This is a genomic window from Bacteroidota bacterium, assembly GCA_034439655.1.
GTDB lineage: Bacteria > Bacteroidota > Bacteroidia > UKL13-3 > UKL13-3 > CANJUD01.
Map to the genome: position 1 here is coordinate 1 of JAWXAU010000018.1, position 13,566 is coordinate 13,566.

At 35.0% G+C, this 13,566-nt stretch carries 14 protein-coding genes and 1 pseudogene; 7 read left to right on the forward strand and 8 right to left on the reverse strand.

The annotated features are described in order from the left end of the window. Positions 1–165 precede the first annotated feature (165 nt). The 8 genes from SGJ10_01195 to SGJ10_01230 are packed head-to-tail and all read right to left on the reverse strand — an operon-like array spanning position 166 to position 7,433. On the reverse strand, positions 166–1,056 hold the full coding sequence (locus SGJ10_01195) for a transketolase C-terminal domain-containing protein (GenBank protein MDZ4756739.1): 891 nt from the start codon (positions 1,054–1,056) through the stop codon (positions 166–168). A gap of 6 nt (positions 1,057–1,062) precedes the next feature. Further along, positions 1,063–1,869 (reverse strand): transketolase, encoded by an 807-nt coding sequence (locus SGJ10_01200; GenBank protein ID MDZ4756740.1) that lies wholly within the window; start codon positions 1,867–1,869, stop codon positions 1,063–1,065. Then, the gene (locus tag SGJ10_01205; protein MDZ4756741.1) at positions 1,869–2,786 is read right to left on the reverse strand and encodes an FkbM family methyltransferase; all 918 of its coding nucleotides are present in this window, start codon (positions 2,784–2,786) and stop codon (positions 1,869–1,871) included. The genes SGJ10_01200 and SGJ10_01205 overlap by 1 nt, the downstream gene beginning before the upstream one ends. Then, positions 2,783–3,829 (reverse strand): NAD-dependent epimerase/dehydratase family protein, encoded by a 1,047-nt coding sequence (locus SGJ10_01210; protein MDZ4756742.1) that lies wholly within the window; start codon positions 3,827–3,829, stop codon positions 2,783–2,785. Before SGJ10_01210 ends, SGJ10_01205 begins: the two co-directional genes overlap by 4 nt. After that, positions 3,826–5,139 carry a lipopolysaccharide biosynthesis protein RfbH gene (rfbH, locus tag SGJ10_01215; GenBank protein ID MDZ4756743.1) on the reverse strand — a complete coding sequence of 438 codons (1,314 nt, stop codon included), beginning with the start codon at positions 5,137–5,139 and terminating at the stop codon, positions 3,826–3,828. Before rfbH ends, SGJ10_01210 begins: the two co-directional genes overlap by 4 nt. 4 nt (positions 5,140–5,143) lie before the next feature. After that, positions 5,144–6,211, reverse strand: a complete 1,068-nt coding sequence (gene rfbG, locus SGJ10_01220) for a CDP-glucose 4,6-dehydratase (protein MDZ4756744.1) — start codon at positions 6,209–6,211, stop codon at positions 5,144–5,146. Positions 6,212–6,250: 39 nt separating this feature from the next. Then, positions 6,251–7,024: a glucose-1-phosphate cytidylyltransferase gene (rfbF, locus tag SGJ10_01225; GenBank protein ID MDZ4756745.1), complete on the reverse strand. Its 774-nt coding sequence runs from the start codon at positions 7,022–7,024 to the stop codon at positions 6,251–6,253. Position 7,025: 1 nt separating this feature from the next. After that, entirely contained in the window at positions 7,026–7,433 is a 408-nt protein-coding gene (locus tag SGJ10_01230; GenBank protein MDZ4756746.1) for a cobalamin B12-binding domain-containing protein, read from the reverse strand. Positions 7,434–7,523: 90 nt separating this feature from the next. Between SGJ10_01230 and SGJ10_01235 the strand changes: the two genes are divergently transcribed. The 7 genes and pseudogenes from SGJ10_01235 to SGJ10_01265 all read left to right on the forward strand — a co-directional run bounded on the left by SGJ10_01235 (position 7,524) and on the right by SGJ10_01265 (position 13,383). Next, a complete protein-coding gene (locus SGJ10_01235; GenBank protein MDZ4756747.1) occupies positions 7,524–9,290 on the forward strand; it encodes an ABC transporter ATP-binding protein in 1,767 nt (588 codons plus the stop codon). Positions 9,291–9,337: 47 nt separating this feature from the next. Then, positions 9,338–9,675, forward strand: a pseudogene (locus SGJ10_01240) (four helix bundle protein). A 96-nt stretch (positions 9,676–9,771) separates the two neighbouring features. Beyond that, positions 9,772–10,806, forward strand: coding sequence for a 23S rRNA (adenine(2503)-C(2))-methyltransferase RlmN (rlmN, locus tag SGJ10_01245; GenBank protein ID MDZ4756748.1), 1,035 nt, complete (start codon positions 9,772–9,774; stop codon positions 10,804–10,806). 149 nt (positions 10,807–10,955) lie between these two features. Beyond that, positions 10,956–11,147: a hypothetical protein gene (locus SGJ10_01250; protein ID MDZ4756749.1), complete on the forward strand. Its 192-nt coding sequence runs from the start codon at positions 10,956–10,958 to the stop codon at positions 11,145–11,147. A 119-nt stretch (positions 11,148–11,266) separates the two neighbouring features. Beyond that, positions 11,267–11,920, forward strand: coding sequence for a hypothetical protein (locus tag SGJ10_01255; GenBank protein MDZ4756750.1), 654 nt, complete (start codon positions 11,267–11,269; stop codon positions 11,918–11,920). 32 nt (positions 11,921–11,952) lie between these two features. Next, positions 11,953–12,405: a hotdog fold thioesterase gene (locus tag SGJ10_01260; protein ID MDZ4756751.1), complete on the forward strand. Its 453-nt coding sequence runs from the start codon at positions 11,953–11,955 to the stop codon at positions 12,403–12,405. Further along, complete coding sequence (locus SGJ10_01265) at positions 12,406–13,383, forward strand: chorismate-binding protein (protein MDZ4756752.1); 978 nt, start codon at positions 12,406–12,408, stop codon at positions 13,381–13,383. The last annotated feature ends 183 nt before the right edge of the window (positions 13,384–13,566 follow it).

Below are 13,566 nucleotides of genomic sequence, written 5' to 3' on the forward strand. Positions count from 1 at the left end.
AAGCTTAACAACAGACCAAGAAAAAAATTAAAATATTTATCACCAAATGAATTTTATTTATCTAAATTTGCAAAACAAAAGTTGCATTTGTAACTTGAATACAGCAACCAATTATTACTTGTTCAGGTGAACGATAATAAGTCTAGTCAAGCATATAAAATTAAACTATAGAATAAGCCCTGCCTCTTTTCTCAAAAATTCTTGTGTTCCTGCATAGCCAATAAACTTATCGGGGATTGCAATACGCTTAAGTTTGGGCATATTTGGTATAGATTGCTTATTATATAAATCATTTAAACATTCCAAAACTGCAGAACCAAATCCACAATTGCTCTGATGCTCTTCGAGGCTTATCCAATTTGTATATTTTTGGGCGGCATCGGCTATAAATACACTGTCGATAGGCTTTACAAAAGGGAAACTAGCTATCCCTGCTGTAGGGTCATTTTGGATAACGTGTGCTATTGCATCTTTTAAGATAGAACCTGTAGCAATATATAAATTTCCTGAACCCTCTTTTATATATAAGGCTTCTCCAATACTTAGTTCAACTGCTTGTGTGTGCAAATTGGGTTCGCCAGCTTTGCCCAAACGTATAAAACCAGGACCTCGATGATTACAAAATAAGGTAGTAATTGCCTTTGCTTCATGCGGGTCGGCGGGGGCTGTTACGAGCATATTGGGCAATACCCTCATAATGCCAAAATCTTCAGTAGCATGGTGTGAAGTGCCCAATGGGCCATAAGCGTAACCGCCACCTACCGATACAATTTTTACACTCAGGTTATGATAACACACATCGTAACGTATTTGCTCGTAAGCCCGCATTGTGGGGAAATTCCCGATAGAATAGGTAAATACATTATAACCCTCCATAGCCAAACCTGCTGCTATGCCCGTCATGTTTTGTTCGGCAACACCGGCGTTTAAAAAACGGTCGGGAAACTCAGCTACAAAAGGTTCTACTACAGAAAATCCCAAATCGCCCACCACCAAAAATAGTTCTTTGTTTTGGCGAGCTTCTACTATTAATTGGTTAATAAATGCTGTTCTCATATATACTTATTTTTCCGATTCTATTTGTTTGAGTCCATCTTCCAATTGCTGTTTGTCGGGTGATTTATAGTGCCACAACAATTCGTCTTCCATAAAATCTACACCTTTTCCTTTAATGGTATTGGCTATAATAACAGAAGGTCTATCTTTTATATTTTTTGCAGAAATAAAAGCTCCTTCTATTTGTTCAAAATTATGACCATCAATTTCAAAAACTTCCCACCTAAATGCTTTAAACTTGTCTGCAAGAGGATGTAATTCCATTACTTCGGCTACCGTGCCCAAGCTTTGAATTTTATTATAATCAACAATTAGTGTGAGGTTGTCTAAATTATATTGTGGAGCAAATAATATAGCTTCCCAATTAGAACCTTCATTCAGTTCACCATCACTTACCATCACATAAGTTTGCCATGTTTCCGATTTTCTTTTTGCAGCTAAGGCGAGTCCGCATCCCACAGGGAGAGCGTGACCCAAGCTTCCTGTAGAAAGTTCTATACCTATAATTTTGTGATTGATATGTGAAGTAAAATAACTGCCGTTTTCAGTATATTGATATAACTCTTCAATTGTAAAAAATCCTTTTAAGGCAAGAGTTGAATAAAGTGTAGAACAAGCATGGCCTTTTGATAGTAAAAACCGGTCTCTGTTTTCTTCGTTCGGATTTGCAGGATTACTATTAAGAATTTTATTATATAATACTGTTAGTAATTCAACCATTGAAAAAGCCCCGCCAATATGAGAAGCCTTCTTTTGAAACACTAGATTTAGTGCAGTTTTTCTAACATCGGATGCAAATTTTTTCAAATCCATTACGTTAATTTTTGAATTATATCAGAATGATTTTCGGAATGTAAAAATATAAAGTTTGTTTCTACAGTCTCTTCGGTTACTTTTTTTGTTCTTTGCAAAAAAGAACCATGTATAGTATAACAACTATATCCTTTAGTGGTCAACAAATTTATAATATCATTTGGATGATAGTTAAACTTAGCAGACCATTTGCGAAGCATTTCTAAAAAAAAAGCGGGCTTGTGTTTTTCAATAGTTTGAATTCCTCCTTTTAAAGCTAATAACTCCGCACCCTCGATATCAATTTTAATAAAGTGAGGTATAATACTTAGTTTGTCTATTTCAGAATCTAAAGTACTAACTGTGCACACAATTTTTTGCATATTTTCATCTCCCGAAACATTGGCAAGACTTGCATTTACAGATAGTTGAGGGTTGAAGTAAAAATCAAATGTGCCACTGTTTGCTGATAATCCAATATTAATTGTTGTTATATTCTTACAATTGTTTAATACTATATTTTTGTTTAATTGCTCAAATGTATGTGGAATAGGCTCAAAACTATAGATATGGTTTTCAGAAAAATTTGCAGCCATCTGCAAAGCATACCAACCATAGTTTGCCCCTATATCTATAATATTCCACTCAGGTTTGATAATCCTAAACTGCATTTCTAATTCTTCCCTTTCATATTCTCCAAAGTTTAATGAATCAAGTGGAGCTAATCTTTTATCTCCAATACTGCAAATAAATTTTATGCCTGTATGTTTATATATGAAAACAATATTTTTAGCATCTATTTCTATTCTTTCTATTTCACTATTTTTAAGCAAAGGTTGGTACTCGAATAATATATTATGAACAACATACATTTGTTCTATATATTCATGTTTAGAAATTTCAGTGTTTTTAAACTTGCTATGTATTTCCTTTATCATATTGTATAACTTAATACCGTTCTTTTGAATCCCGTTTCAATTATGGTGGTTGGGTTCCACCCCAAATCGCATAGTTTTGTAGAGTTGGGAATATTTATATTTACTAAACTTTTAATATAGTTTTGGTTACTAACTTCTTTTTTAATTAGTTTTATCTTTTTTTCCGGGAAAAGATTAACTAATTTTTGAGCTAATTCAATAATGGAAGAACGACCATTTATATTCCCCAGGTTATATGCTTGACCATTTTCACCTCTTAAGAGTATATATATAAAACCTAGCGTTGCATCTTTCAAGTAGCAGAAAGCCCTTACTGCAAGGCCATCACTTTTCATTTCTATATCTTTATTGTTTACTAAATCTGAAATAAAGTCTGCATATACCCGACCATCTTTTAAGTCCATACCTGGACCATAGGTGTGAAATGGTCTAACAATTTTTATAGGAACTCCATATTGATGCATCCATGAAACACATAAAGTTTCTCCAGCTCTTTTACCTTCACCATAGCATGCCCTCACGTTAGTTGGATCCATATATCCATAATCATTTTCTGCGATAGGTTCCCCCTCCATATTACTAACACCATATACTTCACTTGAACTAAAGTATAAGAAAGCTTCACATTTCTTCTGATGAGCAAGCTGTAATAAATTACTAGTTCCGATAATATTTGCGTTGATTGTTCCAACAGGGTCTACTCCATAAAACCTAGGACTGGCTTGACTTGCCGCATGAATTACAATATCAATACCTTGCTCTATTGAAATAGGTTGGTTTACATCGTGAATTAATAATTGGATATTCCTATCTTCGAGAAATTGCGAAAATTTGAGCTCAGCTCTTTCTTTATTTCTACATAATAAAACTAATTTAATATCGTAGTTTTTTAGTTTGTTCAGATATATAAATACATAAGATAAGTAAGCGGGTAAAAAGCCATTTGCTCCAGTAATTAATATGGTTTTACCTTTAAATTTTTCCCAAGGTAAATCCTCTTTAATAATGCTATCTATATCTTCTTGTATAATAGTTGATATCATGAAAAAATGGAATCAAATGTTTTAATTACATGTGCTATCATTTTATCTCCAATCATTGGAGTTACACCAATCCAAAATGTTTTGTATAAGACTATTTCACTATTTGATAACCTGCCTGACTCGCGATAAGTTACTCTCTCAAAATAAGGTTGTTTTCTAATATCACCAGCGAATAATAAGCGTGTATCTATTTTAGCTTCTGACAGTTTTTTAACAATCGTATTTCTGTCAATACCTGCGTTTTCTTTCAAGGTAATTAAAAAACCAAACCAAGAAGGATTACTATTGGGCGTAGGTTCAGGCAAAATAATTTTGTCCTGAAACTTTTTTAAACCATTATATAGTTTTGCATAGTTGTCTCTACGTTGTTCTACAAATTTTGGGAGTTTTTGAAGTTGTGCCAGTCCTAAAGCGGCTTGCATATCGGTAATTTTTAAATTATATCCAATACGAGAATATATATATTTATGATCGTAACCCCAAGGTAATCCCCCTAATTGCCATTCGAAACGTTTACCACAAGTATTGTCACAACCTGTTTCACACCAACAGTCTCTTCCCCAATCTCTAATAGATTCTAGTAAAGTAACCAGTTTGGTGTGATTGGTAAATACTGCTCCTCCTTCACCCATAGTAATATGATGTGCAGGATAAAAACTAAGTGTCGCTATATCACCAAAAGTGCCTACATGTTTGCCGTTAAATGTTGCACCTAATGCATCGCAACAATCTTCAATAATCCATAACTTATGTTTCTTTGCAATATGCTGTATAGATTCTATATTAAATGGATTGCCTAACGTATGTGCAACTATTATCGCTTTTGTTTTGGGAGTTATAGCTTCTTCTATTAATTCAACATTTATATTATAGGTAGGTATATCTATATCAACAAAAACAGGAATACAGCCAAATGATATGGCAGGATTTAAAGTAGTAGGAAATGAAACAGCAACTGATATTATTTCATCTCCTGGTTTTATTGCTCTTTCTCCCAGTTCTTCAGATGTTAGTGCGGCGAATGCCAATAGGTTAGCGGATGAACCAGAGTTAACCGTTATTACTTTTCTGCACCCAATATACTTTGCTAATTCTTTCTCGAATTCTTTGTTAAATCTTCCTGTTGTGAACCACCCATCAAGTGAAGAATCTATGATATATTTTAGTTCTTCCGCATCAAAAACCTTTCCACTGACTGGTACATTGTTGATACCAGGTTCAAAAGGTTTTTTTGAGAATTTTATATTATAATACGCTTCAGTAAGTTCGTGTATTTGATCCCTTATATTTTTGAGTTTTATCTCTTCCATCATATCAATTATTTACATACCCTTCCACCTGCTTTTTACACAGCTCGAAGGGGTTTTGGTGAGTATAGTTTTTTGTCCAATCTACTATCATATCTACTGTGGTGGAGATATTGAGCTTGGGTTGCCAGTTGAGTTTGTTTACGGATTTTGAAATATCTAGTTTTAGCAATCCTGCTTCGTGAAGTTTGTTTGGGTTTTCGGGAGTATGATAGTCGCCGCTACCCCAACTTGCTATTAATAATTTTATTAGTGCTTCAACGGGTAAGTTGTCCTGTGACCAAGGGCCAAAATTATAGGCTTCTGCAAATTCTGTTGGGTGAGTATATAGTTTTTGTCCCAATAATAAATAGCCGCCCAAGGGTTCTAATACATGCTGCCAAGGCCTTACGGCTTCGGGGTTTCGCACTTGTAGTGGTTCGTTATTCGCAAGTGCCTTTAGTAAATCTGGAACTATGCGATTCACTGCAAAGTCACCACCGCCTATTACATTTCCTGCACGTGCACTTGCTATAGCTTTATGATGTCTATTATAATGTTCGAGATTAAAAAAAGACCTTCTATATGATTGTATAATAATCTCACAAGCGGCTTTACTGGAGCTGTATGGATCGTGTCCGCCTAAATGATCTGTTTCCCGATAGGGATATATCCACTCGTTATTTTCATATACTTTGTCGGTAGTAATACATACAACTGCACAGGGTTTTTCTAGGAAACGAACGGCATCCAATAAGTGGACTGTACCCATTACATTGGTATCGAAAGTTTCTATTGGTTGCTCGTATGAGGCAAGTACCAAAGGCTGAGCTGCCAAATGAAAAATAAGATCTGGTTGAAAGTTTAGTATTTCTTGTTTGAAAAGTTCACGGTTACGGATATCACCTATATAGGAATCTATCTGTAAATCTTTTTCTATCAATTTATATAATGATGGATTTTCTGGTTCCAAGGCATATCCTTTTATTTGGGCACCCATCATCTTCAACCACACACATAGCCAAGAACCCTTGAAACCGGTATGACCAGTAACAAGTATTTTTTTGTTTTGATATATGTTTTTTAGTTCGTGCATTTTTTTGTATGTTATAACTTTTGGAAAGTTAATTTGGAATTACTCCCACAATTTCCATTCGGCTTGTTTATTTTCCCATAAATCGTTCAAATCGTTTTTGTCTTTTAGTGTATCCATTGGTCTCCAAAATCCTTGGTGTTTGAAAGCATTCAATTGACCTGTATTTGCTAAGGTTTCCAAAGGTGCTTTTTCCCAAATATCATAATCGTGGTTGAGTAATTTGAATATTTCGGGTTGGCAAACAAAGAAACCACCATTGATCCAAGTTCCACCCTCAGTTGGTTTTTCATGGAATTGAGAAACCGCACCGCTTGGTTCTATATCAATCACCCCAAATCGACCAACTGGTTGAACCGTGGTAAGTGTGCAATGTTTGCCACTATTTTTATGTGATTCGATAAGGGCGGGAATATCAATATTGCCAACGCCATCGCCATAGGTGAGCAAGAAAGGTCTATTATCGAGATAAGGCTCCACACGTTTAATGCGGCCTCCCGTCAAGGTGTCATTACCCGTATCAACGATTGTTACTTTCCATGGGTCAATTTCACTTTTATGATATTCGATGGCATTGTTTTTTAAGTCGACTGTAATGCTTGTATTATGCAATACATAATTGGCAAAATATTCTTTGATGAAATAATTTTTGTAGCCGGCACATATCACAAAATCGTTGAACCCAAAATGACTATATATTTTCATGATATGCCACAAGATAGGTTTGCCGCCTATTTCTACCATGGGTTTGGGCCTCATTCCGGTTTCTTCGCTGAGGCGTGTTCCAAGTCCGCCTGCCAATATCACAACTTTCATATTATAATACTCTTTTTGTTTTGACCCAATTTTTAATATATTCCGCTATCTCGGTTGTAGGCGTGCCCGGTGGGAATAATTGACCCACACCCATTTCTTTCAAATTTTGCATATCAGCATTCGGAATAATTCCACCGCCCGTGAGTAGCACATCGTCCATTCCTTCTTGCTTCATGAGTCCGATAATTTTTGGGAATACGGTATTGTGTGCTCCCGATAAAATGCTCACCCCTATTACATCCACATCTTCTTGCAAAGCGGCCTTTACCACCATTTCGGGGGTTTGGCGTAAACCTGTATATATCACCTCCATGCCCGCATCACGCAGCGAGGTGGCAATCACCTTGGCTCCCCGATCATGGCCATCTAATCCCACTTTTGCTACTAATACTCTGATAGGTCGTTCCATTTTTACGGGGCAAATTTATGCGTAAATGTGGCAGTTTGTATTTTTTGGAAAGAAGAGTGCTTGTATATACAGATATTTGCACCTCGAAATATGAAATTATTACTCAAATATTTAAAGCCCTATCAGAAAACATTAATCGTTACCTTGATATTGGCTGCCATCAACCAATGCTTCTCTTTACTTGACCCAATGATAGCGGGACAAATACTCAATGAAATAGTTCTGAAGTATGATAAGTTATCTCGTGAAGATTATATGCACCTTGCTTTTTTATTTTTAGGTCTGTCGGTAGGAGTTGCTTTGGTATCAAGAGTAGCTAAAAATATTCAAGACTATTATACGAATGTTATCATTCAAAAAATGGGAGCGGATATTTATGCTAAAGGCTTGAAACACTCTTTGCAATTGCCGTTTCAAACCTTTGAAGACCAACGAAGCGGCGAAACTTTGTCAGTTTTACAAAAAGTAAGAACAGATTCTGAAAGACTAATTACTTCTTTTATTAGTGTTGTTTTTTCAACTTTGGTGGGTATTGTTTTTATTATGATTTATGCTATTAGCAAAAGCTGGAAGATTGCCGCTATTTATGTCGTAGCGATAGCTGTGGTAGGTATTATCAGTTCTATCCTTGGCCGAAAAATTAAAATCATGCAAAAGAAAATTGTGGGTGAAACTACAGCATTGGCAGGTAGTACCACTGAGTCGTTGCGTAATATTGAGTTGGTAAAAAGTTTGGGATTGGCCGATCAGGAAATATCCCGATTGAATCGCACCACCTTTAAAATTTTGGGTCTAGAATTAAAGAAAGTAAAGTATATAAGGAGCCTGAGTTTTTTGCAGGGAACTACCGTGCAACTTACCCGCAGTATTATGCTGCTGATGTTATTGGTATTGATTTTTGGCCGTGAGATTTTGCCTGGGGATTATCTTACTTTTATGTTTTATTCTTTCTTTTTGTTTGGTCCTTTGCAAGAGTTTGGAAATATTATTATCATGCAACGTGAGGCAGAAATATCTCTGGCAAATTTCAAAAAAATTATTGATACACCTATTGAAGCCAAACCTCAAAATCCGGTAGAAACAGGGCATTTAAAAGAGATTAGATTTACGGATGTGTCATACCGCCACCAAACAGCACAGCACGATGCGGTTTCTAATATATCCTTCGAAGCCAAACAGGGTGAAACCATTGCTTTTGTTGGACCTTCTGGTGCTGGCAAAACTACCCTAGTAAAACTATTAGTGGGATTATATAAACCTGCAAATGGCAAAATATATTATAATGGTATAGGTGCCGATGAGGTGGATATGGATGCATTTCGCCATCGTATAGGTTTTGTTACGCAAGATGCCCAATTGTTTTCGGGAACTATTCGTGAAAATATGGAATTTGTAAAACCTGATGCCACAGGCGAACAAATAATGGATGTATTAAATAAATCTAGCTGCCAAAATTTATTGGCTCGAGCTGAAAAAGGAATTGATACCAATATTGGTGAAAACGGAATGAAAATTTCTGGAGGAGAAAAACAACGCATCTCCATCGCCCGTGCTTTGTTACGTGACCCACAATTATTAATTTTTGACGAAGCAACCTCTTCATTAGATTCGCTTACCGAGGATGAAATTAGTCAAACTGTAAAACAAATCAGTATCGACCGTCAGCAAATAACGGTTATGATTGCACACAGACTAAGTACTATTATGCATGCCAATAAAATATATGTTTTGGAAAGGGGACAGGTTGTTGAAACAGGAAAACATGAAGATTTACTTGCCGAAAAAGGATTATATTATGCAATGTGGAGGCAGCAGATAGGGGAACGGAAACGTGAGGTTGTGATGGCCGCTAAATAATTACGAATTATTTTTAGAGAATTTCAAATTACCAATTACGAATTACGATGAAAGAAGATAAGGTAGTACAGATAAAAAGTTATGCATTTGCGATTCTTATAATTAATACTTATCGTTATTTGACTGAAAAAAGAAGGAATATGTTCTATCGAAACAAATACTCCGACGCGGAACTTCAATAGATGCAAACATTGAAGAAGGGATTGGAGGACAAAGCGAAAAAGACTTCTTTGCTAAAATCACTATTGCTTATAAAGAAACTAGAGAATGTAAATATTGAATAAGATTATTATATGATACAAATTATTTAGAAAAAGAAAAAGCAAATGATTTACTAAAAGAAGTAGATGAATTGTTAAAAATTATAGGCAGTATACAAAAATAAATGAAGACAAAACTCAAAATATAAATACGAATTACGAATGCTAAATTATGAGTACGGTTGCCGTAATTCGTAATTCGTCACTCGTAATTTTTTCTAATGAAAAACATTCGCTCTTATAATATAGAACAACTTGAAAAACTTATGGAGGAATTGGGCGAAAGGTCTGATTCGCTGAGGAGAGCAAGAAGGATATACAATTACCTATGGAAGAAAAATATATCAGCGTTTGATGAAATAGAGGAACTCCCTCAATATATTATCGAGCATCTAAAAGAATATTATATACTTGCAAAGGTGAGTATACATTCGCAACAAAAAAGTAGTGATGGAACTATTAAGTATGCACTCAAATTGTATGATGGAAATATTGTAGAAGGCGTATTGATACCTACAGAAACAAGGATGACAGCCTGCATCAGCAGCCAAGTTGGTTGTAGTTTAACTTGTAAATTTTGTGCTACAGGAAAAATGGAACGTGTCCGCAATTTGGATTATTGGGAAATATATGATCAGGTTTTTATTATAAAAGAACAAGCATTGCTGCATTATAATATGGATCTTACAAATATTGTATATATGGGTATGGGCGAACCTTTATTAAACTATGATAATGTTTTGAAAAGTACAGTGATGTGTATATCAAATGACGGACTTGGATTATCGCATAACAGAATAACAGTTTCCACTGCGGGCATTGCAAAGATGATTAAAAAATTGGCTGATGATGATGTGAAATTTAATTTAGCCGTATCGCTGCATGCCCCCAACGACGAGAAACGCAGCCACATGATGCCGATTAATGATAGCAATAATTTGCAAGTATTGGAAGAAGCATTATTATACTTTTGCAATAAGACAGAAGAAAAAGTAATGTTGGAATATATAGTTTTTAATAACTTTAATGACAACCCCGAAGATGCGGAAGAACTCAGCAGTTTTTCACAACGAGTTCCGAGCAAAATAAATCTAATAGAATATAATTCCATTGGTGATAATGAATTTGTAAACTCCGCTGAAGATCGTTTAAAAATATTTAAAGATATATTATATAAAAACAAATGCACCGTAATGACCCGCCGCAGCCGTGGAAAGGATATTGATGCGGCTTGCGGACAGTTGGCGAATAAGTAGTTTTTTTAACCACAGAGTTGCACAGAGTAATAACGCACAGAGTTGCAATAAGTTTTTTACTTAATCTCAGTGTAATTCTGTGCCACACACTGTGTAACTCCGTGGTTAAATGTTTTGCAATCTAAAACTTCTATTTTACTTTTGACCCAATGGCCAGATTTATTTTAATACTATTATTGGCGATTCCTTTTTGGGGTTGGGGGCAGACAAGGGAAATGACTCCCGAAAGATATAATGATGATGCAAAAAAGTATAAAATAAAAAGGGAAAGTATTTATCAAGAGAAGTCATTTAAGAGTATTAAGGAATATGATATTATACCAATTCTTAACCTAAAATAGTCTTTGGACTATTTTAGGTTAAGAATGGTAATGCCGAACTACATCCCGAAAGCCCCGCTTAATCCCGATAATTATCGGGATGCGGGGGAATTAGTCCCTTTCTCTTGGACTATTATATATTGAGTTTCGGTATTAAAGGTAGAATTACTAAGAATGACTATTTAGAATGTATACCTTCAAAAAGGAGAGACCGATATAAATCAAATACAATACAAGAGTATTATTCATTAAATGATTCAGGAACATTAAATTGTGTTAATAGCTATTCTGAAAATAAATGGATTGGAGCCCATCTAGAAAGAAATATTTTTGATTCATTAGGAAATAAAATTTCTTATGAATCTTGGAATACCAGCGATAGTAATATATGGTATTCTCAAAAATATTATTATGATAACAAATCGGGCAAAATAGATTCTTTTATCTCCACTGCAAGTAAATATAATAGCAATAAGGTCTACTATTCTAATATAGAAAATGGAATGAGGTTAGAGATTTTCGAATATTTCCCATATAATAAAGTGTGGAAAACCATTCGTAATATAACCTGTAGTGATACTTTAATTGAATCAATAGATTCTTTATTTAGAAGTGATAAACTTAACAAAATTGATAGAAGCAAACAATATTTTTCTAATCAAAAGCAAATATATAAAGAGAAAGACCACGCTAAATACTATTATAAATATTACCCGAATGGACTCATAAGAGAATGCACTTATTTTAATGGAATAGATAACAGAATAAAATATATATACGAATACTATAAATAGTACATTTCCCATTATTTTTGCACCACCAAATTATGAGTATACCCGCATTTACCTTAAGCAAACAATATACCTTAGCCGAGATAAACGACCGCTGCAAAAACACGCTGAACGAGCACCTGGGCATGGAGTTTATTGAGCTAGGCGAAAATTTTTTAAAAGCCCGCATGCCTGTTGATCATCGTACTTGCCAGCCCCTGGGATTGTTGAATGGGGGAGCATCATTGGCATTAGCAGAAAGCACGGGAAGTATGGCTGCAAACTTATGTTTAGACCGCGAAAAATATGTAGCCTTAGGCTTGGATATTAATGGCAATCATCTCAAGTCGGTGAAGGGAGGATATGTGTATGCCATTGCCACGCCTTTTCATTTGGGCAAAAGTACGCATGTGTGGCAAATACGCATTGAAGACGAAGAAGGCAACTTGGCATGCATTTGCCGTTTAACTATGGCTGTGGTGGAAGTTCAAAAACTAAAAAACTCCTAATTGGAACAAGAGGCTTTTATAGCGAGTCGCTTGCCTGGCAAAGAAACTGTTTTTTATCGAGGTAAAATTTCGTACTCCGAGAATTATATATTTGCTCCAAGAGAATTGGTATTTGTTGTTAAACCTTTTCAACTTTATACAGGATTATATATTATAAACGATTTGCAGCCTATAGCATCTGCTGGCTTTGAGTGCTATTATAGTACAAATATCAGCACACAAGATTCTCAAGAAGACTATAATACCGTTTTTCAAAAAACATATACTGAAATCCTCTTAGATTCGGGATTAAAAAAAGTTGTTTTGTCACGCACCAAAACGAGGGACAAACCTGCAGATTTAATAAAGTATTATAATAGTTTGTGTAAAAAATTCCCCAATTGTTTCGTGAATTTATTTTCGAGCAAAGCCACAGGAACATGGATAGGAGCAAGCCCTGAGGTTCTTTTCAAAATGGGAGCAGACAGTTTGGAAACGATGGCTTTGGCTGGAACTAAAAATAAAAATACAGAAAACTGGAGTAATAAAGAACAAGCCGAGCAAAAATTTGTGGTAGATTATATCAAAGAATTTTTTGAAAACTTGGGATTAAATTATGATATTAAAAACGAACATTTGCAAATGGGAAATATCGAACATTTGCTCACAAAATTCGAATCAAAAAATAATTCTGATATTTGGAAATTTATCAACAATTTTATTAATAAATTCGCTCCAAGCCCGGCTGTTTGTGGTTACCCAAAAGAATTGGCTTTTAATACTATTATACAAAACGAATTATATAATAGAGAATTATATACAGGATTTTGGGGATTTATAAATTATGAGAAGGAAGTTGATATCTATGTGAATCTTCGTTGTGCTCAAATAACAGAAAAAGAAATCATATATTATGCTGGAGGGGGAATCAACAAGGGTTCCGAAGCTCAAAAAGAGTGGCAGGAGACGGAGGCTAAAATTAAGCTATTGGAATTCTAGTTTTCTCTTTCACACGTCATTGCGAGGGAGGAACGGACGAAGCAATCCCGTATTCAGAGACAAATTTTCGAGATTGCCACGCCTCATATAACGGAAGTTAAAACATACTTTATAGCAACAGCAGAAGTTTGCCTAATAAAAGCCCCAAAATGTAGCCACTAAAAGTTGATAACTTTGTTAATA

Bases quoted from the DNA above. Each gene is read 5' to 3' on its own strand.
- rfbG (MDZ4756744.1), bottom strand. From the start codon at position 6,211: ATGCACGAACTAAAAAACATATATCAAAACAAAAAAATACTTGTTACT.
- rlmN (MDZ4756748.1), top strand. From the start codon at position 9,772: ATGAAAAACATTCGCTCTTATAATATAGAACAACTTGAAAAACTTATG.
- SGJ10_01195 (MDZ4756739.1), bottom strand. From the start codon at position 1,056: ATGAGAACAGCATTTATTAACCAATTAATAGTAGAAGCTCGCCAAAAC.
- SGJ10_01260 (MDZ4756751.1), top strand. From the start codon at position 11,953: ATGAGTATACCCGCATTTACCTTAAGCAAACAATATACCTTAGCCGAG.
- SGJ10_01235 (MDZ4756747.1), top strand. From the start codon at position 7,524: ATGAAATTATTACTCAAATATTTAAAGCCCTATCAGAAAACATTAATC.
- SGJ10_01210 (MDZ4756742.1), bottom strand. From the start codon at position 3,829: ATGATATCAACTATTATACAAGAAGATATAGATAGCATTATTAAAGAG.
- SGJ10_01200 (MDZ4756740.1), bottom strand. From the start codon at position 1,869: ATGGATTTGAAAAAATTTGCATCCGATGTTAGAAAAACTGCACTAAAT.
- SGJ10_01205 (MDZ4756741.1), bottom strand. From the start codon at position 2,786: ATGATAAAGGAAATACATAGCAAGTTTAAAAACACTGAAATTTCTAAA.
- rfbH (MDZ4756743.1), bottom strand. From the start codon at position 5,139: ATGGAAGAGATAAAACTCAAAAATATAAGGGATCAAATACACGAACTT.
- SGJ10_01250 (MDZ4756749.1), top strand. From the start codon at position 10,956: ATGGCCAGATTTATTTTAATACTATTATTGGCGATTCCTTTTTGGGGT.
- SGJ10_01230 (MDZ4756746.1), bottom strand. From the start codon at position 7,433: ATGGAACGACCTATCAGAGTATTAGTAGCAAAAGTGGGATTAGATGGC.
- rfbF (MDZ4756745.1), bottom strand. From the start codon at position 7,024: ATGAAAGTTGTGATATTGGCAGGCGGACTTGGAACACGCCTCAGCGAA.